Source organism: Sphingomonas sp. CCH10-B3, assembly GCF_001556185.1.
GTDB classification, from domain to species: domain Bacteria; phylum Pseudomonadota; class Alphaproteobacteria; order Sphingomonadales; family Sphingomonadaceae; genus Sphingomonas; species Sphingomonas aquatica.
In genome coordinates, this window is record NZ_LSIJ01000003.1 from 63,175 (window position 1) to 89,964 (window position 26,790).

25 protein-coding genes and 1 pseudogene are annotated in these 26,790 nt (G+C 66.1%); 16 read left to right on the forward strand and 10 right to left on the reverse strand.

The genetic code is table 11. The features are described from left to right. Positions 1 to 2 precede the first annotated feature (2 nt). Positions 3 to 1,154, forward strand: coding sequence for a succinyl-diaminopimelate desuccinylase (gene dapE, locus AX672_RS01310; RefSeq protein ID WP_066647062.1), 1,152 nt, complete (start codon positions 3 to 5; stop codon positions 1,152 to 1,154). On the opposite strand, the gene AX672_RS01315 is transcribed toward dapE, so the two are convergent. From AX672_RS01315 to AX672_RS01330, 4 genes are all read right to left on the reverse strand, one after another. Beyond that, positions 1,136 to 2,812: a putative bifunctional diguanylate cyclase/phosphodiesterase gene (locus AX672_RS01315; RefSeq protein ID WP_066647065.1), complete on the reverse strand. Its 1,677-nt coding sequence runs from the start codon at positions 2,810 to 2,812 to the stop codon at positions 1,136 to 1,138. The two genes, dapE and AX672_RS01315, sit on opposite strands and share 19 nt — an antisense overlap. Positions 2,813 to 2,879: 67 nt before the next feature. Then, on the reverse strand, positions 2,880 to 3,437 hold the full coding sequence (locus tag AX672_RS01320; RefSeq protein ID WP_066647072.1) for a Smr/MutS family protein: 558 nt from the start codon (positions 3,435 to 3,437) through the stop codon (positions 2,880 to 2,882). Next, positions 3,412 to 4,701 carry a murein transglycosylase A gene (gene mltA / locus AX672_RS01325; protein ID WP_066647073.1) on the reverse strand — a complete coding sequence of 430 codons (1,290 nt, stop codon included), beginning with the start codon at positions 4,699 to 4,701 and terminating at the stop codon, positions 3,412 to 3,414. Before mltA ends, AX672_RS01320 begins: the two co-directional genes overlap by 26 nt. A 4-nt stretch (positions 4,702 to 4,705) precedes the next feature. Then, entirely contained in the window at positions 4,706 to 5,347 is a 642-nt protein-coding gene (locus tag AX672_RS01330; protein WP_168727279.1) for a Tim44/TimA family putative adaptor protein, read from the reverse strand. Between the two features lie 207 nt (positions 5,348 to 5,554). Between AX672_RS01330 and secB the strand changes: the two genes are divergently transcribed. The 4 genes from secB to AX672_RS01350 all read left to right on the forward strand — a co-directional run bounded on the left by secB (position 5,555) and on the right by AX672_RS01350 (position 9,475). Next, positions 5,555 to 6,067: a protein-export chaperone SecB gene (gene secB / locus AX672_RS01335; protein ID WP_066647240.1), complete on the forward strand. Its 513-nt coding sequence runs from the start codon at positions 5,555 to 5,557 to the stop codon at positions 6,065 to 6,067. A gap of 30 nt (positions 6,068 to 6,097) precedes the next feature. Next, the gene (gene murJ / locus AX672_RS01340; RefSeq protein ID WP_066647075.1) at positions 6,098 to 7,669 is read left to right on the forward strand and encodes a murein biosynthesis integral membrane protein MurJ; all 1,572 of its coding nucleotides are present in this window, start codon (positions 6,098 to 6,100) and stop codon (positions 7,667 to 7,669) included. A 24-nt stretch (positions 7,670 to 7,693) separates the two neighbouring features. Further along, positions 7,694 to 8,716 (forward strand): tryptophan--tRNA ligase, encoded by a 1,023-nt coding sequence (trpS, locus tag AX672_RS01345; protein ID WP_066647077.1) that lies wholly within the window; start codon positions 7,694 to 7,696, stop codon positions 8,714 to 8,716. Between the two features lie 108 nt (positions 8,717 to 8,824). Beyond that, positions 8,825 to 9,475, forward strand: coding sequence for a DUF4136 domain-containing protein (locus AX672_RS01350; RefSeq protein WP_066647080.1), 651 nt, complete (start codon positions 8,825 to 8,827; stop codon positions 9,473 to 9,475). 67 nt (positions 9,476 to 9,542) lie between these two features. Here the strand turns inward: AX672_RS01350 and dnaA are convergent, their stop codons facing one another. The 3 genes from dnaA to mutM form a co-directional block, all read right to left on the reverse strand. Further along, positions 9,543 to 10,958 carry a chromosomal replication initiator protein DnaA gene (gene dnaA / locus AX672_RS01355; RefSeq protein WP_066647246.1) on the reverse strand — a complete coding sequence of 472 codons (1,416 nt, stop codon included), beginning with the start codon at positions 10,956 to 10,958 and terminating at the stop codon, positions 9,543 to 9,545. A gap of 439 nt (positions 10,959 to 11,397) precedes the next feature. Beyond that, on the reverse strand, positions 11,398 to 11,661 hold the full coding sequence (gene rpsT / locus AX672_RS01360; RefSeq protein WP_066647083.1) for a 30S ribosomal protein S20: 264 nt from the start codon (positions 11,659 to 11,661) through the stop codon (positions 11,398 to 11,400). A gap of 117 nt (positions 11,662 to 11,778) precedes the next feature. Continuing rightward, positions 11,779 to 12,594: a bifunctional DNA-formamidopyrimidine glycosylase/DNA-(apurinic or apyrimidinic site) lyase gene (gene mutM / locus AX672_RS01365; protein ID WP_066647087.1), complete on the reverse strand. Its 816-nt coding sequence runs from the start codon at positions 12,592 to 12,594 to the stop codon at positions 11,779 to 11,781. 89 nt (positions 12,595 to 12,683) lie between these two features. On the opposite strand from mutM, the gene AX672_RS01370 reads away from it, so the two are divergent. The 8 genes and pseudogenes from AX672_RS01370 to AX672_RS01405 all read left to right on the forward strand — a co-directional run bounded on the left by AX672_RS01370 (position 12,684) and on the right by AX672_RS01405 (position 20,350). Continuing rightward, the gene (locus tag AX672_RS01370) at positions 12,684 to 13,415 is read left to right on the forward strand and encodes a class I SAM-dependent methyltransferase (protein ID WP_066647090.1); all 732 of its coding nucleotides are present in this window, start codon (positions 12,684 to 12,686) and stop codon (positions 13,413 to 13,415) included. Between the two features lie 16 nt (positions 13,416 to 13,431). After that, positions 13,432 to 14,967: a 2-polyprenylphenol 6-hydroxylase gene (gene ubiB / locus AX672_RS01375; RefSeq protein ID WP_066647093.1), complete on the forward strand. Its 1,536-nt coding sequence runs from the start codon at positions 13,432 to 13,434 to the stop codon at positions 14,965 to 14,967. A gap of 3 nt (positions 14,968 to 14,970) precedes the next feature. Beyond that, positions 14,971 to 16,089, forward strand: a complete 1,119-nt coding sequence (locus AX672_RS01380; RefSeq protein WP_066647095.1) for a DUF2079 domain-containing protein — start codon at positions 14,971 to 14,973, stop codon at positions 16,087 to 16,089. Further along, positions 16,086 to 17,275, forward strand: a pseudogene (coaBC, locus tag AX672_RS01385) (bifunctional phosphopantothenoylcysteine decarboxylase/phosphopantothenate--cysteine ligase CoaBC). Before AX672_RS01380 ends, coaBC begins: the two are co-directional and overlap by 4 nt. 187 nt (positions 17,276 to 17,462) lie before the next feature. Next, positions 17,463 to 17,936: a dUTP diphosphatase gene (dut, locus tag AX672_RS01390; RefSeq protein WP_066647096.1), complete on the forward strand. Its 474-nt coding sequence runs from the start codon at positions 17,463 to 17,465 to the stop codon at positions 17,934 to 17,936. Positions 17,937 to 17,938: 2 nt separating this feature from the next. Further along, complete coding sequence (locus AX672_RS01395; protein ID WP_066647099.1) at positions 17,939 to 18,691, forward strand: HesA/MoeB/ThiF family protein; 753 nt, start codon at positions 17,939 to 17,941, stop codon at positions 18,689 to 18,691. Continuing rightward, the gene (locus AX672_RS01400) at positions 18,688 to 19,050 is read left to right on the forward strand and encodes a DsrE family protein (RefSeq protein WP_066647102.1); all 363 of its coding nucleotides are present in this window, start codon (positions 18,688 to 18,690) and stop codon (positions 19,048 to 19,050) included. Before AX672_RS01395 ends, AX672_RS01400 begins: the two co-directional genes overlap by 4 nt. A gap of 73 nt (positions 19,051 to 19,123) precedes the next feature. Further along, positions 19,124 to 20,350, forward strand: a complete 1,227-nt coding sequence (locus tag AX672_RS01405; RefSeq protein ID WP_082730314.1) for a nucleotidyltransferase domain-containing protein — start codon at positions 19,124 to 19,126, stop codon at positions 20,348 to 20,350. On the opposite strand, the gene AX672_RS01410 is transcribed toward AX672_RS01405, so the two are convergent. Together AX672_RS01410 and galU are read right to left on the reverse strand one after the other, a co-directional pair. After that, the gene (locus AX672_RS01410) at positions 20,277 to 21,221 is read right to left on the reverse strand and encodes an NAD-dependent epimerase/dehydratase family protein (protein ID WP_168727280.1); all 945 of its coding nucleotides are present in this window, start codon (positions 21,219 to 21,221) and stop codon (positions 20,277 to 20,279) included. The genes AX672_RS01405 and AX672_RS01410 overlap by 74 nt on opposite strands. 104 nt (positions 21,222 to 21,325) lie before the next feature. After that, positions 21,326 to 22,204, reverse strand: a complete 879-nt coding sequence (gene galU, locus AX672_RS01415; RefSeq protein WP_066647111.1) for a UTP--glucose-1-phosphate uridylyltransferase GalU — start codon at positions 22,202 to 22,204, stop codon at positions 21,326 to 21,328. Positions 22,205 to 22,323: 119 nt separating this feature from the next. Here galU and wecB point away from each other — a divergent pair, with 119 nt between their 5' ends. From wecB to AX672_RS01430, 3 genes are read left to right on the forward strand one after another with little or no spacing between them, the layout of a single operon-like run. Continuing rightward, a complete protein-coding gene (gene wecB, locus AX672_RS01420; RefSeq protein ID WP_066647113.1) occupies positions 22,324 to 23,460 on the forward strand; it encodes a non-hydrolyzing UDP-N-acetylglucosamine 2-epimerase in 1,137 nt (378 codons plus the stop codon). Next, the gene (wecC, locus tag AX672_RS01425) at positions 23,444 to 24,742 is read left to right on the forward strand and encodes a UDP-N-acetyl-D-mannosamine dehydrogenase (RefSeq protein ID WP_066647115.1); all 1,299 of its coding nucleotides are present in this window, start codon (positions 23,444 to 23,446) and stop codon (positions 24,740 to 24,742) included. The genes wecB and wecC overlap by 17 nt, the downstream gene beginning before the upstream one ends. A 35-nt stretch (positions 24,743 to 24,777) precedes the next feature. After that, complete coding sequence (locus AX672_RS01430; protein ID WP_066647116.1) at positions 24,778 to 25,746, forward strand: NAD-dependent epimerase/dehydratase family protein; 969 nt, start codon at positions 24,778 to 24,780, stop codon at positions 25,744 to 25,746. Here AX672_RS01430 and AX672_RS01435 read toward each other — a convergent pair. Further along, positions 25,731 to 26,720 (reverse strand): hypothetical protein, encoded by a 990-nt coding sequence (locus AX672_RS01435; protein WP_066647117.1) that lies wholly within the window; start codon positions 26,718 to 26,720, stop codon positions 25,731 to 25,733. The two genes, AX672_RS01430 and AX672_RS01435, sit on opposite strands and share 16 nt — an antisense overlap. Positions 26,721 to 26,790 lie beyond the last annotated feature (70 nt).

Genomic DNA, 26,790 nt, shown 5'->3' on the forward strand with positions numbered 1-26,790 from the left:
CTATGCATGAAGTCCTCAATTTGCCCGATGCGGTCGACCTCACCAAGGCCCTGATTGCTTGCGAGAGCATCACCCCGGCGCGGGGTGCCGTGTTCGATGTGCTCGAAGCCGCGCTGATGCCAATGGGCTTTGCGGTCGAGCGCTTTATGGCGGGCGAAGCGCCCGACGGCCCGGTCGAGAATCTGCTCGCGGTGCGCGGCAGCGGCGGGCGGCATTTTGCCTTTGCCGGCCACCTGGATGTGGTCCCGCCGGGCACTGGCTGGGCGAGCGATCCGTTCGAGCCGGTGGTGCGCGGCGAGCTGCTCCACGGGCGCGGCGCGGTCGACATGAAGGGCGCGATTACTGCCTTTGTCGCGGCTGCAGCGCGCGTGCCAGCCGATGCCGGCACCGTCAGCCTGATCATCACCGGCGACGAGGAGGGTCCCGCGATCTTTGGCACCCGCGCGCTAATCGATCGCATGGCCGCGCGCGGCCTCGCCCCCGACCTGTGCCTCGTCGGCGAGCCGACCTCGGTCGCGCGGCTGGGTGACATGATCAAGATCGGGCGCCGCGGATCGGTCAACATCTGGATCGATGTGCCTGGCAAGCAGGGCCATGTCGCCTACCCCCATCTTGCCGATAATCCGATCCCGAAGCTGATCGCGATGCTGGCGGAAATCGACGCGATCACGCTCGACACCGGCACCGACTGGTTCCAGCCGTCGAACATCGAGTTGACCGATCTGACGGTCGGCAATCCCGCGACCAATGTCATCCCGGCCAAGGCGAGTGCGCGGCTGTCGATCCGCTTCAACGACCGGCACAGCGGCGCCGGACTGGCCGCGCGGATCGAGGAAATCGCCCGGCGGCACGCACCCGACGCCGTGCTGACGGCGAAGATTTCGGGCGAAGCCTTCCTGACGCCACCCGGCGCGTTTTCGGCGCTGGTCGCCGACGCCATCGAACGGCACACAGGCCATGCGCCCGAGCTGTCGACAACTGGCGGCACCTCCGACGCGCGCTTCCTGTCGAAACTGTGCCCCGTGGTCGAATTCGGGCTGGTCAACGCGACGATGCACAAGCTCGACGAAGCCGTTGCACTCGCCGATCTCGTGGCTCTTTCAGATATTTACGCGGATATCTTGAAGGCAGGCCTTCAGCCGGCAGCTGCCTGACGCGGCAAGTCGCGCGCCCAGGCGATGAAGTCATCCTCTGGCATCGGCTCGGCAACGGCATAGCCCTGGATGATGTCGCAGCCGATGATTCGCAGCACTTCGGCCTGCGCGGGGGTTTCGATCCCCTCCGCCACTGCTTCGCAGCCAAGCCCGTGGATCAGCCCGATCACCGCCTGAGCGATGGTACGCGCCTGCGCCCGGTCGGCCACGAATTCGATCAGGCTGCGGTCGAGCTTGACCCGGTCGACGGGCAGGTCGCGCAGCCGTGCAAGGTTCGAATAGCCGGTGCCGAAGTCGTCGATCGCAATCGAGGCACCGTCGGCACGCAGCGCGGCAATCGCTTCGATCACGTCCTCGCTGCAATGCATCGCCATCGTTTCGGTGATTTCGAGTTCAAGCAACCGCGCCGGCGCATTGGCCACGCGCATCGCATCGCGCAGCCGCCGGAAGAACTGGGCATGGTCTAGCTGGCGCGGGCTGATGTTGACCGCGAGGCGTTGCTCGATCCCCATGCGGCTCCACCGTGCAATGGTGTCGGCCACGGTTTCGATCACCCATTCGCCGATCTCGACGATCAGCCCGGTTTCCTCGGCTCGCTGGATGAAGCTGCCAGGCAGCTTCAAGCCGAACCGCGGATGTCGCCAGCGCAGCAGCGCTTCGGCAGCGACGATGCGCCCGTCGCTGCACGCGACCTGCGGCTGATAGACCAGCGTGAACTGGTTGCGCCCCACGGCATCGCGCAAATCGCTTTCGAGTTGCGAGCGATCGGCGATTTCAGCGGCGAGCGTTTCGGAGAAATGCTCGGCCCGTCCGCGCCCGCGCGCCTTGGCATGATACATTGCTGCATCGGCCGCACGCATCAGCTCAGTGAGCGTGGTGCCGTGATCGGGCCGCAGCGCAATGCCGATCGACGCGCCGATTTCGACATCGGTGCCCGCCAGCTCGAACGGCTCGGCGATCGCGAACAAAATGCCGGATGCGACGCGACCTGCCTCAAGGCGATCGGGCAGGTCCTCAAAGAAGATGGTGAATTCATCGCCCGCCAGTCGGCCGATCAGGGGTGGCGCAACGCCAAGCTCGACCACCACGCGATCAGCGACCGCGCGCAGCCGGTTGGCGACCATGCCGAGCAGCATATCGCCCATCGCATGGCCCATGGTATCGTTGACGATCTTGAAGCGATCGAGATCGATGAAGAGCAGCGCGCCGATATTGCCCGGCGGCATGTCGATCAGCATCCGTTCGCAGCTGCGCCGGAAGTTGGTGCGATTGGCAAGTCCGGTCACCGGATCGAACATCGCCAGCCGATGCACGCTGTCGAGATTGGCCGCGATCTGCGCGAACAGCACCGACATGGCATTCGACAATTGCGGCACCGACTCGCCGATTTCCGAAGGAATCGGGCTGGTTAGGTCGCCTTGGCCGGCCTGCGCCAGCCGCACGATCGCCCGATCGATGGCGGCGGCAGTGCCAGCCACGGCCCGCCGCGCCGATGCCCAGCACATGGTCGCGCACACGACGGCGGGAATGAGTGCCCGGCCAAAGCTCGCGCGATCGAGCTGCCCATCATAGGTCGCCGCGAGCGCAAGCACGAACGCAACCAGCCCCGCCGCAAATGCAAACGCGACGGCGCGGCTTTTCAGCGAGGCTCCCTTCATCGCGTCTGCAATCCCCTGACAATGGACGCATGCGTCCGGACAAGGACTGTAGCTTGCCAGCGAAAGGTTAATATTTTGGCGCGGCGCGGTCCCGTCGCAGGACGATGTAGAGCGCACCCGCGCCACCGTGCCGGGGGTGCGCACCGCGCACCGCGGCAATGCGATCGGCGTGACGCGAGGCCGCGAGCCAGTCGCCGACTGCCGCGCGGATGCGCCCGCGTGCATGCGGTCGCTCGCTCTCGGGGCGCGGCGGACGGCCAGTGACGAGCAGCAGAACCCGGTCGCCGCGCCGGATTGCGGCATCAAGCGTGGAGTCGAGCAGATGATAGGCAGTCTCGAGCGTATGGCCGTGCAGGTCGATGCTCGAATCCGGCGCGACCGCCCCGGTCGCCAGCTTGCGGTCCCAGCTCGCGTCAAGCGTGACGCCGGGGACAGCCTTGCGCTTGGCGGGTGCCGACCGGGGTACGGTGGCGGACGGCACAGGCAATTTCGCGGGCACGGGTGCCGCGACAGGCGCGGTCGGCACCGCCTGCGCCTCAGGCTGGGGTTGGTGGATCGGCCGCACGGTCGCCATCACGCGCCGCCACAGCGCTTGCTCTTCAGCGCTGAGGCGTCGCCCCGCCATTGCTGCCCCCGTCGCTTCCGCTAGAGCCGAGCCGCGCCAACGTCCCGACCGGCAGCAGCAGCAAGGCCGTACCGCGCCCCGACATCCCGCCTGCAATTGTCTTCGCCTCGTCGCCCGCGCCCCAAAAGGTATCGAAGCGGTTGGCGCCCTTGATGGCGCCGCCGGTATCCTGCGCGACCCACAGCCCGGTCGCCTCGGCCCGGTCGAGCGAGAGGAACACCGGAGCGCCCAGCGGCACGAATTTCGGATCGACGGCCGCGGTCACCCGCCCGGTGACCGCATATCCCAGGGCACCCTGCGGCGGACCTTTCAATTCGCGAAAGAAGACATAGCTCTTGTTTTCGCGCATCACCGCGACGCCTTCCTGCGGATGGTCGCGCAGCCAGCCAACAATGCCCTGCATCGATGCCTGCCCCGGCCCCAGCAAGCCGCGATCGCGCAGCAGTGCGCCGATGCCGGTATAGTCGCGGCCGTTCTGGCTGTCATAGCCGATCCGCATGATCCCGCCATCGGGCAGGCGCAGACGGCCGGAACCCTGAATCTGCAGGAAGAACAGCTCGATCGGATCGGCGGCCCAGGCGATCACCGGTGCGCGACCGTTCAGACTGCCCTGCTCGATCGCGGTGCGATCATCATAGGGGACCAGCGCGCTTCCCTGTACGCGCCCGCGCACGCGCCTGCCCTTCAGCGCGTCCGAAAACAGGCCGAGATCAACGTCGATCAGATCGGTCGGGCGCGCGTAGATCGGCGTTTCATATCCAGGCTGGCGAGTCCGCGCCCCCTTGATCTCGGGCTCATAATAGCCGGTGGCAAAGGCACGACCGTCGCCGATTTGCACCGCCTCGAACCAGCGGGCGAAAAAGTCGCGTGCCTGATCCGCGCTGACGCCATTGGCGGCATCACAGGCAGGCTGCCAGTCGGCTCCGCGCGTTAGCCCGCTGGCATCGGTGCGACGCACGAGCGCCGGGCATGACAGACGGAAGGCGATCAGCGCGCGCGCGGCCTGCGCTGACGTAATGGGCAGGCTCGCGACGGCGGGACCGGCCACCCAACCGGCGCTAAACGCCGTGGCGGTCGATGCGGCCCCGGTCGGGGTCGGCGTCGGCGTTGCTGCAGGCGCGGGCGTGATGACCTTGGGCGCAGGACGTGGCGATGGCTGGACGGGAGCCGGCCGGTTGCGCGCGGGCGGCACGACCGTTCCCGAACAGCCCGCAAGGCCCAGTGCCAGCGCGGCTACGCTCGCCCGCCACCCCCAGCGTGCCACTGGCTCAGGCCTCGTCGGTGTCGGCGAGCTTCCAGTTCGGGTCGCTGTTGCGGATCGTCCGCGCGAAGGTCCAGGCTTCATGGACAGCGACGGCATCGGTCATCGATCCGGCGATCAGATTGCCCTCGGCATCGCGCGTCGTCGCCGCAATATCGGCGTCGATGCGCACCGTGATCAGCGCGCGCTTCCCTTCGAGCCGGGCATCGCTGATGATCGCGCGCTCGATGGCAACGAGCCGGTTGTCGAGGACATGCCCCTGCTCGCGCCGCGCGGCGATCGCTTCGCCGAAGCTGTGGCGAACATCATCTTCACACAGCCAAGCGAGCGTTTCCTCATCACCCTTCCAGAACGCCTCAAGCACCATCCGATAGGCCTGCTTGGCACCGTCGATGAAGCGGACAACGTCGAAACCCGGGTCAGCCGCGATGATCGCGCGCAGGCCCTGCTCGGCCCCGCCCTGAATTGTCCGCAGCGGCGTTTCACGCGGCTCGGGCTGGATATCGACGGCACGCGGCGCGCCAAGCGGCGCACGCTCCTCGGCCGGTTTGGGCAACGGCTCCTCATGCCCCGTGCGCTTGCCGAGCACACGGTAGAGTTGCAGTGCCAGAAAACCGGCAATCATTGCGAGCAGAACGACGTAGGGCACCATGCCTCCAACGATACAGGGAACAGTCTTAACATAGGCACATCAAGGCGTGGTTTCAAATACGCTTGGTACGGCCTTTCGATCCGGTCGCGATCGCGCCACGCGCGCCGCGCGATTGTGCCGCGGCAAAGCGCCTGCTAGGCGGTCGGCCAATCGACCCTGCGCACCGGGCACAGGGCATGCAGCAAGGCAATGAAGGCGAATTTCATGGACGATCAGAACGATGCAGCAGCAACCGACAATGGCAATGGCGGCAACGGTGCCGACACGCTGCCGAGCATCGGCATCATTTCGCAATATGTGAAGGATTTGTCGTTCGAAAATCCGTCGTCACCGGCCATTTACCAGAGCCAGACCGCGCCGCGCATCGACATCCAGTTCAACATCGGCGCGACCCAGGTCGGCGATGATGTGCATGAAGTGGTGCTGAAGATCGACGCGCGATCGGAAGCCGGTGATCAGATCGCCTTCGTGGTCGAACTGGCCTATGCGGGCCTGTTTGCACTCCACAATATTCCGGGTGATCAGGTGCAGCCCTTCCTGCTCGGCGAAGCGCCGCGCATCCTGTTCCCCTTCGCCCGTCGGATTCTGGCCGATGCCGTGCGCGACGGCGGCTTCCCGCCGCTGATGCTCGAGCCGATCGATTTCAACGCGCTTTATTTCCAGCAGATTCAGGGTCAGATCGAAGCGGCGCAGGCGCCCGACGTCGGCCACGCCTGATCATGAATTGATCGGGGCGGGAGCGCGGCAATGAATCTGGCGCGCGCCTTGGGATCGGTCGGCGGGCTGACGCTCGCCAGCCGTATTCTGGGGCTTGTCCGCGATTCGCTGTTCGCGCGTTTCGTTGGCGCAAGCTTTGCCTCGGACGCGTTTCTGGTCGCGTTCCGTCTGCCCAACATGTTCCGGGCGCTGTTTGCCGAGGGGGCGTTCAGCGCCGCGTTCATCCCGATGTTCAACCAGCGCGTGGCCGAGGAAGGCGGCGGGCTGAAAGCCGGTCTCTCCTTCGCCGAAGACGCGCTGTCGGTGCTGCTGCCCATATTGCTGATCATGCTGGTGGTGGTCGAAATTTTCGCCTGGCCGGTTACCTATGCGCTGTCGGGCGGTTTCGCCGACGTGACGCCGGGCCAGTTCGACTATGCCGTGCTGCTGTCGCGGATCACCCTGCCCTATCTGCTGCTGATCTCGATCGTGTCGCTGCTCGGCGGCATCCTCAATTCGCTGCAGAAATTCTGGGTCAATGCGGCGGCACCGATCCTGCTCAACCTGACGCTGATCGTCGCGCTGCTGTTCTTCCACGCCGCCGACCCGATGCTGACCGCACGCAATCAGGCGATTGCGGTGACGGTATCGGGCGCGCTGCAGCTTGGCTGGCTGGTGTGGGCGTGCGCGCGCAACGGCGTGATGCTGTGGCTCCGATTGCCGCGGCTGACACCCGAGGTAAAGCGGTTGCTCGCGCTGATCGGCCCGGCCGCGGCGGGCGCGGGCGCGGCGCAGATCAACCTTGTCATTTCGACCGCGCTTGCTGCCAGTCTGCTGCCCGAAGGATCGGTAAGCTACATATATTATGCCGACCGGCTGAATCAGCTTCCGCTCGGTTTGATCGGCATTGGCCTCGGCACTGTGCTGCTGCCGACGATCTCGCGCCAGCTCGGCAGCGGTGACAATGCAGGCGCCATGGAGACGCAGAATCGCGGGCTCGAACTCGCGCTGTTCTTCACCCTGCCCGCGACCGTTGCGCTGATTGTCTGCGGCGTGCCGATCGCGGCGGCGCTGTTCCAGCACGGCAAGTTCACCAGCGCCGACACGCTGTTCACCGCGCAGGCGCTGGCGGCCTTTTCGGTCGGCCTGCCCTCCTACATCCTGGTCAAGGTGCTGACGCCGGGCTTTTATGCGCGACAGGACACGGCGACGCCGGTGCGCTTTGCGACGATCTCGATTGCGCTCAACATCCTGTTCAACTTCGCGCTGATCCTGCCGCTGCGGCACATGGGCCCGCCGCTTGCGACGGCGTTGTCGAGCACCGCCAATGTCGTGTTGCTCTATTGGGCACTGCGGCGGCGCGGGCACTTCATCCCCGACGCCCGGCTGCGGCGGCGTACGCTGCGCCTGTTCGGCGCAGCGCTGACGATGGGCGCGGTGATGTGGTTCCTGAACGACCGCTTCGCGCCGTACACGACTGGCCCCGGGCTTACGCGCTGGGCAGCGATGATCGTGCTCGTCAGCACCGGCGGGCTTGTCTATGGGCTCGCCTGTCTGGTCTTGCGGGCCTATCTCCCCTCCGACCTGCGCGCCATGTTTCGTCGGCGCCGGGCCACTGACTGATCCGAGCAACCCAAGGGATCCAACATGCGCGTCGTCTCCGGCATTCAGCCCACCGGCAATCTCCACCTCGGCAATTATCTGGGGGCGATCAAGCAATGGGTGGCGATGCAGGATCAGGTCGCGGCCAGCGGCGGCGACTGCCTGTTCTTCCTTGCCGATCTGCACGCGCTGACTCAGCCGGTCGTACCGAGCGAACTTGCGACCAACACGATCGAAATGGCTGCGACCTTGCTCGCCTGCGGCATCGATCCGGCCAAGTCGATTCTGTTCAACCAGGCGCGCGTGCCGGCGCATAGCGAGCTTGCCTGGATCCTGAACGGCACTGCCCGGATGGGCTGGCTCAACCGGATGACGCAGTGGAAGGACAAAGCTAACAAGGATGGGGCCGGCAAGGACGGCTCCAGCCAGAGCGTCGGCTATTTCGGCTATCCGGTCCTCCAGGCGGCCGATGTGCTGCTTTACAAGGCCACGCATGTTCCGGTCGGCGAGGACCAGAAGCAGCATCTCGAACTCGCGCGCGATATCGCCACAAAGTTCAATACCGATTTCGCGGTCGATCTGTTCCCGCTGCCCGAACCGCTGGTCAGCAAGGCCGCGCCGCGCATCATGAGCCTGCGCGATGGCGCTGCAAAAATGTCCAAGTCCGATCCGTCCGATATGTCGCGGATCAATCTGACCGACGACGACGATCTGATCGTGCAGAAATTCAAGAAGGCCAAGACCGACCCCGAGCCGCTGCCCGCAACCTTTGCCGAGCTTGCCGACCGGGCCGAGGCGCGCAATTTGGTGACCATCTATGCCGCGCTTGCCGCCCGATCGATCGATGATGTGATGGCCGAGTTCGGCGGCAAAGGTTTCGGCGCGTTCAAGCCGGCGCTTGCCGATCTGGCCGTCGCGGCCCTGCAACCGATTCGGACGCGGCTGACTCACTTGCTCGACGACCGCGCGGCCGTTGGCGACGCCCTGATCGCCGGTGCCGCACGCGCCACTGCGCTGGGTGCGCCAACGCTCGCCGCCGTACAGCGAGCGATCGGGCTGCAAATTTGACGCGCCCCCCTTAACGCGCGCTCGTTCAACCACTATTCAGTCAAGACGTGGCACGGTGCCGACAAGCCGTTGGCGGCTTTCAAGTCACCGCGTTCGAAAGGTGTTTACATGAAAAAGTTTCTCCTGCTCGCTGCTGCCGTTGCCAGCCTGTCGGCCTGCGCCGAGAACTTTAATGCTCGCGTGTCCCGGTTCCAGGCGCTGCCCGCCCCCGCCGGACAGACATTTGTCGTCCAGGCGGCCGATCCGCGCCTGCAGGGCGGGATCGAATTCGGCCAATATGCGCGGATCGTGGCTTCGGAACTGGTGCGCCAGGGCTATCAGCCGGCCACCGACCCTGCTCGCGCCGACCTCGTCGTCCGCATGGCTTATTCGGTCGATCGCGGTCGCGAACGGGTCGTGAGCTCGCCCGGCTTCGGCTATGGCGGGTTCGGCTATAACGGCTTTGGCTATGGCGGCTTCTACGGTCGCCGTGGCTATATCTTCGGCTTCAACGATCCGTTTCTTTACGGCGGCTTCGGTGGCTTCGGCGGCTTTCCCGACGTGCGCAGCTACACCGTTTATACGAGCGAGCTCGATCTCAAGATCGAGCGCACCGACAACGGCCAGCGCCTGTTTGAAGGCACTGCCCGCGCGCAGTCGCGCGATGATGATCTGCCGAAGCTGGTGCCCAATCTGATCGAAGCGATGTTCACTGGCTTCCCCGGCAATTCGGGCCAGACGGTCAACATCACGATCGCGCCGGAAAAGAAGAAGAGCTGATCGCGCGATCACCCGATGCAAAGCGCCCGGTCGCCATCGCGGCCGGGCGTTTTCATCTGCGCTGCGCTCAGCCTTCCAGGTCGCGCAGCAGGCGGCGGACGGCAGTATCGACATCGCCATCCGAATCGCGCAGCTCTTCGATCCGGCGCACCGCGTGGATCACCGTCGAATGGTCGCGCCCGCCGAACTTGCGCCCGATTTCGGGCAGCGACCGGGTGGTCAGCCGTTTGGCCAGATACATGGCGATCTGGCGTGGACGCGCGACGACCCGCGCGCGCCGGGCCGAAATCAGCTCGATCGGCTTCAGGTCGAAATAGGTCGAGACCGCGCGCTGGATCTCGTCGATCGTCACGCGCTTCTGCACCCCGCGCAGCAGCTCGCCGAGCGTCGCGTGCGTAAAATCCATGTCGATCGCGACATCGGTCAGCTGTGCATAGGCGACCAGCCGGTTGAGCGCGCCTTCAAGCTCGCGGATGTTGTTGCTGAGCCGCGCGGCCAGCAGGTCGAGCACATCGTCCGGCACCACTACATCGGGCAGATCGACGAGCTTGCGGTCGAGGATGGCACGGCGCAGCGCCAGATCGGCGGGCTTGATGTCAGCAACAAAGCCGCTCGCGAACCGCGAGACGATCCGTGCCTCGACACCGTCGAGATTTTGCGGCGCCCGGTCGGCAGTGACGACGATGCGCTTCCCCGCCGCCATCACTTCATTGATCGTGTAGAAGAATTCCTCCTGCGTCGCGTCCTTGCCTGCAATGAAGTGCAGGTCATCGATCATCAGCAGATCGACCGAGCGCAGCCGTGCCTTGAAGCTGAAGGTGTCGCGCGCACGCATCGCCTGCACGAATTCGAACATGAAGCGCTCAGCCGACATCATGATCACGGTCGCGCCAGGCACCGCCGCCAGATAGGCAGCGCCGATCGCGTGCATCAGGTGCGTCTTGCCCATGCCGGTCGCGCCGTGGAGGAACAGCGGCGTGAAGCGCGGCGTGCCGGGCTCGGCAAGCGCGCGCGCGGCGTTGGCGGCAACCCGGTTCGAGGCATCGACGACGAATCGGTCGAATGTGAAACGCAGATCGAACGCGGGCCGGGCGGCGAGCGGCGCTGCTGTCGGCGCGTTCGGGGCCACGCGCGCGGGGTCGATCGGCACGACCGCTGCCTTGGCACTGGGCAATGCCGTCGCGGCGCTGACCGTTTCGATGACGACATGCTGCACGCCCGGCACGAGCGCGCGGAACTCATGCCCCAGCCGCTCGCCGTAATTGTTGCGGACCCAATTGGTCATGAAGGCAGACGGCAGCGCGAGCCGGACGGTGTCCGCCTCGTCGGTCTCGATCAGCGTCATCGGCTTCAGCCACTGGTCGAACAGCCGCCCGCCAGCCGAATCGCGCAAACCATTGCGAATCCGTGCCCACGCGCGTCCAACCTCGCTGATCGTCGATGTTCCTGCTGCCCTCGCACTCGTCACGCGCACTTCTCCCATCGCCGGAACAACTGCTTCCGGCGGCACGATTTCAAACGACAATACTTCCCCCAATCCGGAATCGCGTCCGTCAGTCGCTGAAGCTATCCCAGAGGCCGGAGCAGGAAGTTTGCGCCGGCGAGTTCCGATTATGAAGACCCGCGCGAGTCGATCAAGCACCTTATGTCAAGAATTTGAAATAAATGGCATTGACTCGACTTGGGCCGCAGAAACGCGTCGTTTGTGCGTAAATTGTTGATCGCGAACAGTAATATAATAGTCACTAAACTGCAATGAAGGCGAATCGCGGTAAATCCTGCATTTTAAGATATCGGGTATGCTCGCTTAACCATGGAGGCGCGGTCCGGCCTGGCCGCCGACAATCCGGCCATTCGCAGACGCAATAAAGCCCGCCGAACCCAAGTCCGGCGGGCCAATCTGCCCCAGCGGTACAGGTGGCTCAGGCCAGCGCGGCGAAGCGCTTGGTCAGCCGTGCGAACTTGCGCGAGGCGGTGTTCTTGTGGAGTACGCCCTTGGCGACGCCGCGCATCAGCTCAGGCTGCATCGCGGCGAGCGCGACCTTGGCGGCTTCCTTGTCGCCCGACTCAAGCGCGGCTTCGGCCTTCTTCACAAAGGTCCGGATCCGGCTGACGCGGTTGGTATTGATCTCCGCGCGGCGGTTGTTGCGCCGGATTCGCTTTTTCGCTTGCGGCGTATTCGCCATGAAGTGCCTCGAACCTTTTGATGAAACAGGGACGTGCGAACCACCCACGGCTCGCCCGGAAGGCGCGGCACATAGCGGCCCTTCGCCGCTTCGTCAACGCCCGCCTGTCTCCGCGCGTCAGCGCTGGCAGCGCGCGCACCAAAAGGTGGATCGTCCCCCTTCCGGGCGCCGTTGCACTTCAGCGCCGCACTGCGGGCACGGCGCGCCTTCGCGACCATAGACGCGCCATTGTTTCGAAAAATAGCCAAGCTCGCCATCGGGTCGCGCATAGTCGCGCAGGCTCGATCCGCCAGCTTCGATCGCGGCCGTCAGCACGGCGCGGATCGCGTCGATCAACCCCGCGAGCCGTGCCCGCGCGATTCGCCCGCCCGCGCGCGACGGCGCGATGCCCGACAGATGCAGCGCTTCGCAGACATAGATGTTGCCGAGCCCGGCCACGACGCGTTGATCCAGCAGCAGCGCCTTGATCGGCGCAATCCGGCCTTCGATCGCGCGCGCAAGATAATCAGTGTCGAATGCCGCCCCCAGCGGCTCCGGCCCGAGCGCCGCAAAAGCCGGAAAGTCAGCGACGGCATCGGTGCGAACCAGATCGACCGAGCCGAACCGGCGGGGGTCGTTGAGCGCAAGCCGCCGCCCGGCCCCGGTTACGATCGACAGATGATCGTGCAGCAAGTCGGCCGACGGATCGACACGCCACCGGCCCGACATGCCGAGGTGAAAAATCATCGTGTCGCCCCGGTCAGTCGCGATCAGGCCATATTTGGCGCGGCGATCGAGTGCCTCCACCCGCGCGCCGGTCAATCGCTGGGCGAGGTCGGGCGGAAAGGGGCGCCGCAAATCCGCCCGGCGCGTGATGACGCTGGCCAGTGTTTCGCCCAGCAGCACGGGGCGCAATCCGCGAACGGTCGTCTCGACTTCGGGCAACTCGGGCATTCGCTCCGCGCCTAGGCGACGCGCCGCGCCGATGCAAACATCGGCAGGTTGCGTTTGCCCCGCCATCACCTGCGGGCTAGAGCGGCGCGATGAGCGAGACCGTATCCTTCGGCTATCAAGAGATTGCCGCCGACGAAAAGACCGAGCGCGTCGGGCAAGTCTTCACCAGCGTCGCCCGGTCCTATGACATCATGAACGATGCCATGTCGGGCGGCATGCACCGCATCTGGAAGGATCGCTTCGTCCGGCGGGTGAAGCCGCGCGGTGGCGAATCGATTCTCGACATGGCCGGCGGCACCGGCGACATCGCCTTCCGGCTTGCCGCGGGCGGTGCTGCAGTGACGGTGGCCGACATCAATCCCGACATGCTGGCGGTCGGCATCGATCGCGCGGCCAAGCGCGGCATCGACGGGCTGGTGTGGACCGAAGCCAATGCCGAATCGCTCGCTTTCCCCGATCGCTTTTTCGATGCCTATACGATCGCCTTTGGCATCCGGAACGTGACCGACATCCCGGCGGCGCTGCGCGAGGCGCACCGGGTGCTGAAGCGCGGCGGTCGCTTCTATTGCCTCGAATTCTCGACGACGCTGTGGCCCGGCTTCTCCGACATCTATGATGCCTATTCGCATCATCTGGTCCCGCAGATCGGCAAGATCGTCGCGCGCGACGAAGACAGCTATCGCTATCTGATCGAATCGATCCGCCGCTTCCCCGACATGCCGACCTTCGAAGCGATGATCCGGACGGCGGGCTTTGCGCAGACGCGAGTCGAGCCGATGCTCGGCGGGCTGGTCGCGATCCACAGCGGGTGGAAGATTTGAGCGCGCCCCCTCGTCGATGACCGCCACCGCAACGCATCTCTGGCGGCTCCTCAAATGGGGCCGCACCCTCGCACGCCATGGCGCGCTGCGCGGCATCGAACGCGATCCCAACACGCCGCCTGCCGTGCGGCGGCTGTGCCGGGTTGCGCGTTTCGGCGCCCGCGTGCCGGCGACGCCGGCCTATGCCGACGCGCTGCAGGCGATCGGCCCGCCCGCGATCAAGTTCGGGCAGACGCTCGCTACTCGCCCCGACATCATCGGCGATGCTGCTGCCCGCGACCTTGCACGCCTGCAGGATGCGGTGCCGCCAATGCCCTTCGCGGTCGTCGAATCATCGATGCGCGCGGCCTTCAATCGGCCGCTGGACGAGTTGTTCGCCTCGATCGATCCGGTGCCCGTCGGCGCTGCCTCGATCGCGCAGGTTCACCGTGCGGTCACCACCGACGGCCGGACCGTCGCCGTCAAGGTGCTGCGCCCCGGCGTCGAGGAAGAATTCGCGCGCGCGATCGATACCTATGAATGGGCCGCCGCCCGGCTTGAGACGATGGGCGGCGAGCTGACGCGACTGCGCCCCCGGCTGGTGATCGAGACCTTCAAGCGCTGGACCGCGCGCGAGCTCGACTTGCGGCGCGAAGCGGCCTCGGCATCCGAACTGGCAGAGGCCATGACGGCGGAGCCCGATTTCATCGTCCCCAAGATCGACTGGCAGCGCACGACCGGCCGCGTGATGACGCTTGAATGGATCGACGGCGTCAAGCTCTCGAACCGTCCCGCGCTGATCGCCGCCGGGCATGACCCGGCGCGCCTTGCCCATATTCTGGTGCATGCTTTCCTGCGCCAGGCGATCGCCGAAGGATTTTTCCACGCCGACCTGCACCAGGGCAATCTGTTCGCGCTGCCCGGCGGCAAGCTCGCCGCGATCGATTTCGGTATCATGGGCCGGATCGACCGGCGTGCGCGCGTCTGGCTTGCCGAGATCCTCTACGGTCTGATCACCGGCAATTACCGCCGCGTCGCCGAGATCCATTTCGAAGCGGGCTATGTGCCGCCGCACCACAATATCGGCGAGTTCGCAACGGCACTGCGTGCGGTCGGCGAGCCGATGCGCGGAATGCCCGTCAAGGAAATGTCGGTCGGCAACATGCTCGACGGGCTGTTCAACATCACCCGCGATTTCGACATGCAGACGCAGCCGCATCTGCTGCTGCTACAGAAAACGATGGTGATGGTCGAAGGCGTGGCGACGGCGCTCGATCCCGACATCAACATGTGGGAAACGGCCGCCCCCTTCGTGCGCGAATGGATCCGCACTGAACTCGGTCCCGAAGCCTATGTCGCCGACCGGCTGATCACCGACCTGCGCACGGTTGCGCGGCTGCCCGAACTCGTCCGCAACATCGAGCGCCATTTCCCGCCACCCGGCGGGGCACCCCCTGCCCCGCCGCTCAGGCCGCTTCCGCCGCCCCGGACGACCAGCTTCTGGAGCTATGTCGCGGTCGCGCTGGTGACGGCGGCGGTCAGCATCGGCGCCACCTGGCTGGTGCTGCATTAGGCGATGCCCGGGCCCGCCGCGCCCCTCTGGCTGAACGAGCCGACGCGTTTCGGCGCGCTACGGCCCGCGCAAGCGCGGATCGGCCTAGGGCTGCTCGCGCTGCTCTTGCTGGCGTGCCTGACTGCACTGATGACGCCCGGCCCGCCGCCGGTCAGCACCGATCCGGCCAGGCGCGCCGACGACAAGGCCGATGTGATCCTGTACGAATCGATTGTCGCGGGTGTGCGCAATCGCGGCGATTATTACACGGTCACCGCAACCGCGCTCCGCCGTGGCGATTATCCGCTGCGGCCGTTCGTCACCTTCCGCTTGCCGACGCTCGCCGTCATTCAGGCGTCGATTCCGCTGATGGCGTCGATTGCCCTGCTCTATGCGCTTGCCGCTGCCGTGCTCATTGCCTGGACGATCCGGCTTCGGCCCGCCTTCGCCCGCGCGCCACCGCTCGCGATTGCGCTGGTGCTGCTGATTGGCGGGATGGCCGCCTTTGTTCAGGTGGAGCTCGTCAATTTCCACGAAGTCTGGGCCGGGCTGCTGATCGCGCTATCGCTGGCGCTGCGCCGCGACGATCGCTGGGCGCACGCGGTCGGTTTCGCGCTGATGGCAATGCTGATCCGCGAGACCGCCGCGCTCTATGTGATGACGATGGCGGTGCTCGCCCTGGTCGAGCGGCGGCGGCGCGAAGCTGCGAGCTGGGCGGCGGCGCTTGCCGTGATGGTGCCGGTGATCGCGGCGCATGCCTGGGCCGTAGCGCGCGTCGTGCAGAGCAGCGATCCCGCCTCGCCGGGCTGGGCCGGGCTGCTCGGCTTTGGCTTCTTCGTAAAGACAATGAGCATTTCGACCGCGCTGGCGATTGCCCCAGCCTGGGCTTCGGCGCTGCTCGTCGGCCTTGCGCTGTTCGGCTGGAGCGCCTGGCCGGGCAGCCTCGCGCGTCGCGCGATCGCCACCTTTGCCGCCTACGGCGTGTTGCTGAGCCTGTTCGGGCGGGTCGACACCTTCTATTGGGGGCTGATGATCGCGCCCGCTTTCCTTGTCGGCCTCGCCTTTGTGCCTGATGGCGTGAAGGACCTGATCGTACAGGCGCGGCGACATCGCCGCGTGGTCGTGACGCGGGAGGTTCGATGAAGAAAGTCCTGCTGATCGTCGGTGGCGGGATTGCCGCCTACAAGGTCTGCGAACTGATCCGGCTGCTGCGCAAGGCCGACATCGGCGTGCGGTGCGTGCTGACCGATGCCGGCGCGCAGTTTATCACCCCGATGACGCTCGCCGCGCTGAGCGAGCAGCCCGTCCACACCAGCCTGTGGGACCTGAAGGACGAGGCCGAGATGGGCCACATCCAGCTGAGCCGCGAAGCCGATCTGGTCGTCGTTGTCCCGGCGACGGCCGATCTGCTCGCCAAGATGGCCAACGGCATCGCGAGCGATCTGGCGACCACGCTGCTGCTGGCAACCGACAAACCGGTGCTGGCGGCGCCGGCCATGAATGTGCGGATGTGGCTGCACCCGGCAACCCAGCGCAACGTCGCGACACTGCGGGGCGATGGCATCACCGTGCTGCCACCCGACGAAGGCCCGATGGCCTGTGGCGAATTCGGCCCCGGCCGCCTGCCCGAACCCGACGCGATTTTGGCTGCGATCCGGTCCGCACTCGGCGTGGCATGAGCCTTTCGGCCAAGCACATCATCGTCACCGCCGGCCCGACGCACGAGCCGATCGATCCGGTGCGCTATCTCGCCAACCGGTCGTCGGGGAAGCAGGGCTTTGCGATCGCCGCCGCGCTGGCCGAGCTGGACGCGCGCGTGACGCTGATCGCCGGGCCGGTCACGCTTGCCACGCCAGGCGGAGTCGATCGCATCGACGTCGAGACCGCGCTCGAAATGGCGGCGGCCGTCGATGCCGCGCTGCCCGCCGATGCTGCAGTGATGGTCGCTGCCGTTGCCGATTGGCGCGTCGCCGCCTCGCCGCAGAAGATCAAGAAGGGCGCGCGCGCGCCCACGCTGCAACTGGTCGAAAATCCGGACATTCTTGCAGGCCTGGCGCGCAGCCCGAAGCGTCCGGCGCTGCTGATCGGCTTTGCTGCGGAGACCGAGCGCGTGGTCGAGCATGCGACTGCCAAGCGCGTGCGCAAGGGCGCCGACTGGATCATCGCCAATGACGTGTCAGGCGACGTGATGGGTGGCGACGCAAACGCCGTGCATCTGATCACCGCGCAAGGCGTCGAAAGCTGGGACTCGCAGCCCAAGGACGTCGTCGCCGCACGCATCGCCGCGCGCATCGCCGAAGCAATCGGTCAGGCTGCGGCGGGCCAGTAGCGCGGCAGCTGCCACCCCCGCCAGCCGATGGCGATCCGCAGCGCCAGTACGTCCCTCAGCGTCGGCGCATCGGTCTGCCGGTGCTGATCGTCTAGCGGATCTGTGGATGCATGATCGCGGACTTAACGTGGCTTGCCAGCGCGCCCCGATGCCAGCTACCGGACGCGCGCAATCTTTGGGCGCTGCCATGACACTTACGCCGCGTATTGAACTCCGGGTTCTCGACCCCCGCCTCCATGACTGGGGCCTGCCGCGCTATCAGACGGCGATGTCGGCGGGGATCGACTTGCATGCCTGTCTGGATGCGCCGCTGGTGCTCGAACCGCAGGCGCCCGCCGTGCTGATTCCGTCGGGCATTGCCGTTCTGATGAACGATCCGCATCTGGTCGCTTTCCTGCTCGCGCGATCGGGGCTGGGGCACAAGAAAGGGCTGGTGCTGGGGCAAGCGGTCGGCACGATCGATGCCGATTATGCCGACCAGATTTTCATCAGCGCGTGGCTGCGCAACCCGCCGGGCAGCGAGCCGCTGACGATCAATCCCGGCGACCGCATCGCGCAGCTCGTGTTCCTGCCGATCGCCCGGCCCGAGTTCGCGGTCGTCGAGGCCTTTAGCGCAACCACCGAGCGCGGCCTCGGCGGCTTCGGCTCGACGGGCGTCTGATCGTGGCGCTGAGCGACGCCCAGCTCGATCGCTACGCCCGCCACTTGATCCTGAAGGAAATCGGCGGCGCGGGGCAAGCGCGGCTGCTGGCGGCGCATGTCGTGCTGATCGGCGCCGGTGGCATCGGATCGCCCGCGATCCAGTATCTGGCGGCGGCCGGTGTCGGGCGGCTGACCGTGATCGATGATGACCGGGTCGACCTCAGCAATTTGCAGCGCCAGACCTTGTTCGGCACCGCCGATGTCGGTCGCCCGAAAGCCGAAGCAGCGGCGGCAGCGATAGCGGCCCTCAACCCCGATGTCACGGTCGCGCCGGTGACCGAGCGGCTCACCCAAACCAATGCCGCAGCATTGATCGGCACGGCGGATGTCGTGATCGACGGCTGCGACAATTTCGCGACACGCCTTGCGGTCGCCGATGCCGCCCACCGGCTCCGCGTCCCGCTCGTCTCCGCCGCCGTCGGACAGTTCGAGGGGCAGCTCGGCGTCTATCGCGGCTGGGAAGCCGACAAGCCCTGCTATCGCTGTTTCGTCGGTGCCGCGCCCGATCGCGAGGCGGGCAGTTGCGCCGAAGACGGCGTGTTGGGCGCGATGACCGGCGTGCTGGGGAGCCTTGCCGCGCTCGAAGCGATGCGGGCGATCGTGCCGTTCGGGGCGGACAGCGCCGGGCGCCTGCTGATCGTCGATGCGCTCGACTTCCGCTTTCGTACGCTCGCCCTGCCGAAAGACCCCGGCTGTCCGGGCTGCGCGCGATGAGCCTGACGATCATGCTGGTCGCCGAGGACGCAACCCGCGCCCGCGCCGCGCTCAGCCTCGCGCTGGCGCAGGCCGCGCTCGGCCAGGACGTACAGGTTTATGCGCACGAACGCGCGGTCGCGCTGCTCGCCGATACCCTACGCAGCGATGATGACAGCGCCGCGCTTGCGGCGGCCGGCCTGCCCGACCGGCGGGCAATGCTGCGCATGGCGATCGAAAGCGGAGTGGCCCTGATCGCCTGCCAGACCGGGCTCGCAATGACCGGCATGACCGCCGATGATCTGATTGCCGGTGCCAGCACAGGCGGACTGGTCGGCATTCTCGCCGCCTCGGCGCCGCAAAATCTGGTGGTCATCTAATCTTCGGCCCGGTAGCGTCGCGGCGGCATCGCGCCCGAGCCGTTCGCCTGAACCCTGCCAAAAGGGGCGTTGAGTGTCGCATCGACCGTCGGTGGAGCATGACAATGAGCTGCGGCTGGTGGTGGCTGCGTGCCGCGCGCCGGACGATCCGCAGCGCGCGCATGCCGTCGAGGAAGCGCTTGCCGCCCCCATTCGCTGGCCGCGCGTTGCTGCACTCGCCGAGCGGCACCGTATTGCCGGGCTGGTTCATGATGCGCTTGCCCGAAGCCATGTCGACCCGGCACACCTCGCCGGCAGCGGACTGGCAGCGCAGGCACGTAGCGGCGCGCTCCGCACGCTATCGCTGACGCGCGAGGCATTGCGGCTGCAGCAATTGTTCGACGCGCATGGCGTGCCATGCCTGACGATCAAGGGCGCACCGATCGGCGTGCTGGCTTATGGCGATGTCGCGATCAAACATTGCTGGGACATCGACCTGCTGATCCCGCCCGACCGCGTGGCGCAGGCTTGCTCGCTGTTGCGCGGTGCAGGTTACGCGATGCACGAGCCCGTCGGGCTCGACGATGCACAACTGTTGAACTTCGTCGCTTTTGCCAAAGAAGCGATCTTCATCGGCCCGACCGGGCTTGCGGTCGAATTGCACTGGCGGCTGGTCGATTCGCCGGCGTTGCTGGCGGGGGCAGATCCCTTTGCTGGTCCCCGCCAGGTGCCGGTCGGCAACGGTCAGTTGCGGACGCTGAACGACCGGCTGCAGCTTGCCTATCTCGCCTGCCATGGCCAGAGCCACGGCTGGTCGCGGCTGAAATGGATCGCCGATGTGAACGGCTATCTGCGCCGTCAGCCGGAAAGCACGGTTGCCGCCATGCTCGATGAGGCCGATCGGCTCGGGGCAGGCGGCTATGCGGCGTCGGCAGTGTGGCTGTGCCATACGCTCTTCGGTCTCGCGGTCGATGAGGCGCTCGTCCGGCAATGGCGCGGCCGCTGGTCGATGCGGTTTGCACATGCCGTCAATCGGCGTTGCATTGCCGGACCGGTCGGGGGCAGCGACCTGACTTATTATTCGGTCGCCAACCTTGCGCTGATCGCTGCGAACCTCGCCGCTGCCGATTCATGGCGCGTGCGCCGGGGCATTGCGAAAACGCTTTGGGATCGCCCGGTCGAGCGCGCGCGCGGGGCGCCGGGCTTTGCGCTCGGCTACAGCCTGCGACGACTGGCCCGGCTGATCATTATGCTGCCGAACCGAATCTCGCGCGACCGGGCACGCCATCGCCAAGCGGCATCGCGCTTCCAGCAGGATTGAGCGCCTCGTCGGCACGTCGACCCCGATACCAGTCGATGGCGTCGATCAACCCGTCACGCAAGCCAATCTGGGCATGCCAGCCCAGCTCACGCTCGATCCGCGCGGGGTCGAGCGGCGGCGCCTGTGTGGCCATCGCCTGCGTCCGGAAACGGATCAGCGAGCGGTGCTTGCGCCCATCGGGCCTTGGCGCGAGCCGATCGATCAGGTCGCAGATCATCGCCGCTGTGGCCAGCGCCGACGGCGTCTCGCGCGCGCTGATCTGATAGGTCGTGCCGGTCTGGCCGCGGACCAGCACCGTCAACAATGCCATCGCCAGATCATCGACATGCAGCCAGTCGTGAACGGCGAGCCCGCCGTTGCAGACCCAAATCGGCGCACCAGCCAGCGCGCCGATGATGCTCGCCGGAATCAGGGCGTCTTCAGGCTGGCCGGGGCCATAGAGGTCGGCAACAATGGCGCGGATGGTCGGCAACCCAGCGATCAGGCGCGGTGCGGCTGCATCGCGCGGGGTCACGCTGACGAAGCGGCACCGCGCCCGCTCGTCATCGGCCAGTTGTGCCCAGCAGCCATGCGCGACTTCGGCCAGATCGTCGCCGTCGGGCGCGGTCAGCGCGATGACCGAATCGACCTGCTCCTCGGCGAACAGCGCTGCCAGTGATGCGCCGTCGACCGCGTTCAGATCGATCGCGCGGAAATTGCCGGTTTCGCGCGGGACGGCGCCGTCGCCATAGTGATCGACACTGATGACCCGCAGCGCGCCGTCACTCGCAAGCATGCGGCAGAGCGTCTCGCCGACATAACCTGCGCCGCCACTCACCAGCACGGTGCGCAGCGGCGGCTCATAGATGACCTTCATCGGCGACCGCGTCACCGCTTGACGCTCCGCGAGCCCTTGCCTGCCGACGCTGACGCCCACCGCCTTGCTGCCATGGCAGCGGCGTTACGCCGAATTGCTTAAGCTTTCTTACCCGCGCGTTACGCGCCGCCGCCGAGCAGATCGACCGCGAAATCACGCACCCGCGGGCCGATTTCGGGATGATCGAGCGCGAGCGCGAGATTGGCCTGGATGTAGCCAGCCTTGTCGCCGCAATCGAAGCGGCGTCCGCCGAAGCGGAAGGCGTGGAACGGCTGACGACCGATCAACTGCGCCATCGCGTCGGTCAGCTGGATTTCGCCGCCTGCGCCCTTCCCTTGCGTCTCGAGGATACGCATGACTTCAGGCTGCAGAATGTAGCGGCCGGGAATCATCAGATTGGACGGCGCCGTTCCGAGCGGCGGCTTTTCGACGAGCCCGAGCACTTCGACCAGCGCACCGTCCTCCACCCCGGGCGAGATGATTCCATATTTGACGGTTTCCGACGGCGGCACTTCATACCCGCACACGATGTTGCCGCCGGTGCGATTATAGGCCTCGACCATCGCCGTCATGCAGCCGGGCTGACCGATCATCAATTCGTCGGCCAGAAAGATCGCGAACGGCTCGTCGCCGACGATGTCACGCGCGCACCATACTGCATGCCCCAGCCCCATCGGCTCCTGCTGACGCACATAGGCGACGGCGCCGGGCGCAAGGCGGGTCTGGTGCAGAATGTCGAGCGACTTGCCGCGGTCTCGCAACGTCGTTTCGAGCTCATAGGCGATGTCGAAATGGTCCTCGATCGCCGATTTGCCGCGCCCGGTGACGAAGATCATCTGCTCGATCCCCGCCTCGATCGCCTCGTCGACGGCATATTGGATCAGCGGGCGATCGACGATCGGCAGCATTTCCTTGGGGAGTGCCTTGGTTGCAGGAAGGAAGCGCGTGCCGAGGCCGCCCACCGGGAATACGGCCTTGCGCAGCGGCTTGAACGTCATGCAGCGAACTCCATCGGAACCATCCTTGATCAATCGCTGCCCATGTTCGGCAATTGCGGCGGGATTATGAGAGCGCCAGTGTTAGCGCGGCTTTAAAGATGGCGCATTAGGAGAGGCGCATGCCGACCGCCCCTGCCAAAGTCCTTGTCATCTTCGGGACCCGTCCTGAAGCGATCAAGCTATTTCCTGTTGTTCAAGCGCTTGCGCGACAATCCGGCCTTCAGGTGCGAACTTGCGTGACCGCACAGCATCGCGGGCTGCTCGATCAGGTGCTCAGAATCGCCGGGATTGTGCCCGACATCGATCTCGACCTGATGGAGCCGGGCCAGTCGCTCGACCGGCTGACCGCGCGTCTGCTGACCAGCCTCGGCGATGTGATGGACAATGAGCGCCCCGACCGCGTCATTGTTCAGGGCGATACCGCGACCGCAATGGTCGGTGCGCTTGCCGCCTATTATCGCAAGGTGCCCGTCAGCCATGTCGAAGCGGGCTTGCGATCGGGCGACATCTATCAACCCTTCCCGGAAGAAGTGAATCGCCGGATCGTCGCGCCGATCACCGACCAGCATTTTGCGCCGACCCAGACCGCCGCCGATGCGTTGCTGCGCGAAAACATTGCCGCCGACACCGTCCACATCACCGGCAACACCGTGATCGACGCGCTGCTCGCCACGCAAGCGCGGATCGAGGCCGATCCGGCACTTGCCGCGGGGCTCGACGCGCTCGCCGCGCGGTTTGCCGACAAACGCATCGTCCTTGTGACCACGCACCGCCGCGAGAATTTCGGCGGGGGCATGGAAAACATCGCGCGCGCCATTGCCCGCATCGCCAACCGCGATGATCTCGCGGTCATCTTCCCGGTCCATCCCAATCCCAATGTCGTGTCGGTGATGGACCGCATTCTGGGCGACCGCGCCAACATCGCGCGGATCGATCCGCTCGACTATCCGCACTTCATCCGCGCGCTGGGGATGAGCCACATCGTGCTTACCGATTCGGGCGGGGTGCAGGAGGAAGCACCCGCGCTCGGCAAGCCGGTGCTGGTGATGCGCGAGACCACCGAACGCCCCGAAGGCGTCGTCGCCGGTACTGCCCGCCTGATCGGCACCGACGAAGACCGCATCGTTTCCGAAATCTTCACTCTCGCCGACGATAACGCCGCCTATCAAGCGATGGCGCGCGCGCACAACCCGTTTGGCGACGGCCACGCATCGGCACGGATTGCGGGGATCGTTGCGCATGGTTTCGGGCTCTGACCTAAAGGTAGCCGTCATCGGCTTGGGCTATATCGGCCTGCCGACTGCTGCGGTGATCGCGCGCACCGGGGTCGAAGTGCTCGGCATCGACGTGTCCGACCATGTCGTCGAGACGGTCAATTCGGGCAAGGTTCACATCGAGGAAGTCGATCTCGACGGGCTCGTGTCGGGCGTGGTCGCCCGCGGGCATCTGCGCGCCTCGACCCTGATCGAACCCGCTGACGTGTTCGTCATCGCCGTGCCGACCCCGTTCAAGGCCGATCACCAGCCCGACATCGGCTATGTGCTGAAGGCCGCAACCACCGTCGCCGCGGTGCTGAAGGCAGGCGACATTGTCGTGCTCGAATCAACTTCGCCGGTCGGCACCACCGAACAGGTGCGCGACCTGCTCGCCCAGCTGCGGCCCGATCTGAGGATGCCGGGCAAGAGCACTGAACTAGCCGATGTTTCGATCGCCTATTGCCCCGAACGCGTGCTGCCCGGGCGCATTCTCGTCGAGCTGATCGACAATGACCGCGTCATTGGCGGCATTACCCCGCGCTGCGCGCGCAAGGCGCTCGCCTTCTATCGTCGTTTTGTTCGCGGCGCCTGCGTCACGACGACTGCACGCGCGGCGGAAATGACCAAGCTGACCGAGAACGCCTTCCGCGACGTCAACATCGCCTTTGCGAACGAGTTGAGCCTGGTCGCCGACCAGATGGGCGTCGATGTCTGGGAGGTTATCCGCCTCGCCAACCGCCACCCGCGCGTCAACATCCTGTCGCCCGGTCCCGGCGTCGGCGGGCATTGCATCGCGGTCGACCCGTGGTTCCTCGTCAGTGCCGCGCCCGCCCAGACGCCGCTGATCCGCACCGCGCGCGAAGTCAACGATGGCAAGGTCGCGCACACGATCAACCGCGCGATCGCGCTGATCGATCAGCACCCGGGCCGGCCGGTTGCCTGTCTCGGCCTCGCCTTCAAGGCCAATATCGACGATTTCCGCGAAAGCCCGGCGCTGAAGGTCGCGGCGGCACTTGCCGATCGCTATGGCGAGCGCGTCCGCATCGTCGAGCCCTATGCACGCGAACTGCCGCGCGCGTTCGATGGCACCGGTGCGACGCTGATCGACCTCGACGATGCGATCGAGCGCTGCCCGGTGATGATCGTTCTGGTCGATCACGAAGTCTTCAAATCGGTGCCGCTCGACGAACGGGCGAAAAAGGCCGTGTACGATACGCGCGGCATCTGGCCCGATCAGCCCGCGCCGACCGCAATGCCTGTCGATCTGCGGCTTGCCGGCTGATTGCCGCCAATCGCCGAATCGGTCAGGACAGCTTCATGCCAATTCTCGTCACCGGCGCTGCAGGATTCATCGGCCATGCCGTCAGCCATGCGCTGCTCGATCGCGGCGAAACAGTGATCGGGATCGACAATCTCAACGATTATTACGACGTCCGGCTCAAGCGCGATCGCCTCGCGACGCTCTCTGCCCGCACCGGCTTCGCGTTTGAGGCGATCGATATCGCCGACGCGGGCGCGGTCGCCGGGATCGTCGCATCGCGGGGTATCGATCGCGTCATCCACCTCGCCGCCCAGGCGGGGGTCCGCTACAGCCTCCAGAACCCGCTCGCTTATGAACGGTCGAACCTCGCCGGCCATCTGGCGGTGCTCGAAGCCTGTCGCGCGGCCGATGTCGCACACCTCGTCTATGCGTCGTCGAGCTCGGTCTATGGCGATCGCCCGCTCGACGGGCAGGGCTTTCGTGAGGACGATCCGGCCGAGACGCCGGTGTCGCTCTATGCAGCCACGAAGCGCGCCTGCGAGCTGATGAGCCAGAGCTACACGATGTTCGGCTTTCCGCAGACCGGACTGCGCTTCTTCACTGTCTATGGCCCTTGGGGTCGCCCCGACATGGCCTATTTCTTCTTCACGCAGAAAATGCTCGCGGGCGAGCCGATCGAAATTTTCGGCGAAGGCAAGCTGGCGCGCGATTTCACCTACATCGACGACATCGTTGCCGGCATTCTCGGCGCGCTCGATAACCCGCCCGCACGCCATGCCCACCGCGTGCTCAACATCGGCAACTGCCGCCCCGAAACCGTGCTGACGATGGTGCAATCGCTGGAGGCCGCGCTCGGCGTCAAGGCGACGATGGTCATGAAGCCCAAGCCCCCCGGCGACGTTACCGCGACCTTTGCCGATGTCACGCGGCTGCACGCGCTGACGGGCTATGCGCCGAAGGTGTCGATCGGCGAGGGATTGGTCCGGTTCGCCGACTGGTTCCGCGGCTATTACCGCATCGGTTGATCGGCAAGCGCAACCAGCGGCGGAATGAAGGGGGCTTTGGCACCCGCCGGAATATTGGCGGCTTCCGCGTCAAGGGCGGCCGCGCGCTCCCGGCGTGCGGGATAGGCTCGGTTGCGAAAAATGCCACCATCAATCGCCTTGCCCGGTCCGCGCCAGAATCGCCCTGCCCCTGCCGGATCATAGCCCGCGTTATAAAGCAGATAGACGCTCAACCGATCGGCTTCCGATTCAGCCTGGCGGTGCAGGCGACCGCTTTTGCCGAGCTCGGAAAATGCCCCGTAGTGCACGCCCGCCGCCTCCAGCCGCGCGCGGTGGCGCAGGATGACATGCGACAGTTCATGCGCGACAATCACAGCCAGCGATGCATCGTCAAACCGATCGAGATAAGGCGCGCCGATCTGCACCGTCGCGTCGCCAGCGGCGGCCTCGTCGAGATCATGGACTTCGAAACGCACCCGGCACCCCGGTTGCGGCATGACCGCCACATCACGACGCGCGCCCGCCCGCAAGAGCTGCAGCCGGACCTCGCGCTCAGGCGGCAGGCTTGCCAGACGTTGATCGATCGCATCGCGCGCGAGCGTGCTGGCGGGCGCGCTGTCCGGCACAAAGGCCTGTGGCAGCGAAGCGTCGCCGATCGCGATCAGGCCATCGTCGGCGACAATGCCTGCCTGATCGGCGGCGCTGCCGGGCACCACGGCTTCGATCGCGATCGGCGTGCCGAAGCCAAAGGCCTGGCGCGCCGCCGCGCGGACCGCCGGGCGATATTGCTCCAGCGCGTGCAACACGATGCCGAGCCGCGGCTGGCGATCGGGACAGAGCGCCACATTGGCAATCGCCAGCCGCTCCCCGATCGCGGCTAGGCGAAGGTCGGCACCGCGCAACAGCATGAAGCCGTTGGTCTCAGGCAGCGCCGCGCGGGCAACGGGCACGCTTTCAACAACAAGCAGCAGGGCGATGGCGATTCGGGCGACCATGCCGCCCTTTACAGACGGTGCCCGCTCTGGTCATTCGCGTTTCAAGCTAGTAGCGGCGAACGCTTCCGTT

What these genes read in the sequence shown, in the direction of transcription:
- AX672_RS01400 (WP_066647102.1), top strand. Translation starts at nt 18,688, where the DNA reads ATGAGCCTGACGATCATGCTGGTCGCCGAGGACGCAACCCGCGCCCGC.
- galU (WP_066647111.1), bottom strand. Translation starts at nt 22,204, where the DNA reads ATGACGTTCAAGCCGCTGCGCAAGGCCGTATTCCCGGTGGGCGGCCTC.
- dapE (WP_066647062.1), top strand. Translation starts at nt 3, where the DNA reads ATGCATGAAGTCCTCAATTTGCCCGATGCGGTCGACCTCACCAAGGCC.
- AX672_RS01315 (WP_066647065.1), bottom strand. Translation starts at nt 2,812, where the DNA reads ATGAAGGGAGCCTCGCTGAAAAGCCGCGCCGTCGCGTTTGCATTTGCG.
- rpsT (WP_066647083.1), bottom strand. Translation starts at nt 11,661, where the DNA reads ATGGCGAATACGCCGCAAGCGAAAAAGCGAATCCGGCGCAACAACCGC.
- AX672_RS01370 (WP_066647090.1), top strand. Translation starts at nt 12,684, where the DNA reads ATGAGCGAGACCGTATCCTTCGGCTATCAAGAGATTGCCGCCGACGAA.
- wecC (WP_066647115.1), top strand. Translation starts at nt 23,444, where the DNA reads ATGGTTTCGGGCTCTGACCTAAAGGTAGCCGTCATCGGCTTGGGCTAT.
- dnaA (WP_066647246.1), bottom strand. Translation starts at nt 10,958, where the DNA reads ATGGGAGAAGTGCGCGTGACGAGTGCGAGGGCAGCAGGAACATCGACG.
- murJ (WP_066647075.1), top strand. Translation starts at nt 6,098, where the DNA reads ATGAATCTGGCGCGCGCCTTGGGATCGGTCGGCGGGCTGACGCTCGCC.
- wecB (WP_066647113.1), top strand. Translation starts at nt 22,324, where the DNA reads ATGCCGACCGCCCCTGCCAAAGTCCTTGTCATCTTCGGGACCCGTCCT.
- AX672_RS01320 (WP_066647072.1), bottom strand. Translation starts at nt 3,437, where the DNA reads ATGGCGGGGCGACGCCTCAGCGCTGAAGAGCAAGCGCTGTGGCGGCGC.
- ubiB (WP_066647093.1), top strand. Translation starts at nt 13,432, where the DNA reads ATGACCGCCACCGCAACGCATCTCTGGCGGCTCCTCAAATGGGGCCGC.
- dut (WP_066647096.1), top strand. Translation starts at nt 17,463, where the DNA reads ATGACACTTACGCCGCGTATTGAACTCCGGGTTCTCGACCCCCGCCTC.
- mutM (WP_066647087.1), bottom strand. Translation starts at nt 12,594, where the DNA reads ATGCCCGAGTTGCCCGAAGTCGAGACGACCGTTCGCGGATTGCGCCCC.
- AX672_RS01350 (WP_066647080.1), top strand. Translation starts at nt 8,825, where the DNA reads ATGAAAAAGTTTCTCCTGCTCGCTGCTGCCGTTGCCAGCCTGTCGGCC.
- secB (WP_066647240.1), top strand. Translation starts at nt 5,555, where the DNA reads ATGGACGATCAGAACGATGCAGCAGCAACCGACAATGGCAATGGCGGC.
- AX672_RS01435 (WP_066647117.1), bottom strand. Translation starts at nt 26,720, where the DNA reads ATGGTCGCCCGAATCGCCATCGCCCTGCTGCTTGTTGTTGAAAGCGTG.
- AX672_RS01430 (WP_066647116.1), top strand. Translation starts at nt 24,778, where the DNA reads ATGCCAATTCTCGTCACCGGCGCTGCAGGATTCATCGGCCATGCCGTC.
- AX672_RS01380 (WP_066647095.1), top strand. Translation starts at nt 14,971, where the DNA reads ATGCCCGGGCCCGCCGCGCCCCTCTGGCTGAACGAGCCGACGCGTTTC.
- trpS (WP_066647077.1), top strand. Translation starts at nt 7,694, where the DNA reads ATGCGCGTCGTCTCCGGCATTCAGCCCACCGGCAATCTCCACCTCGGC.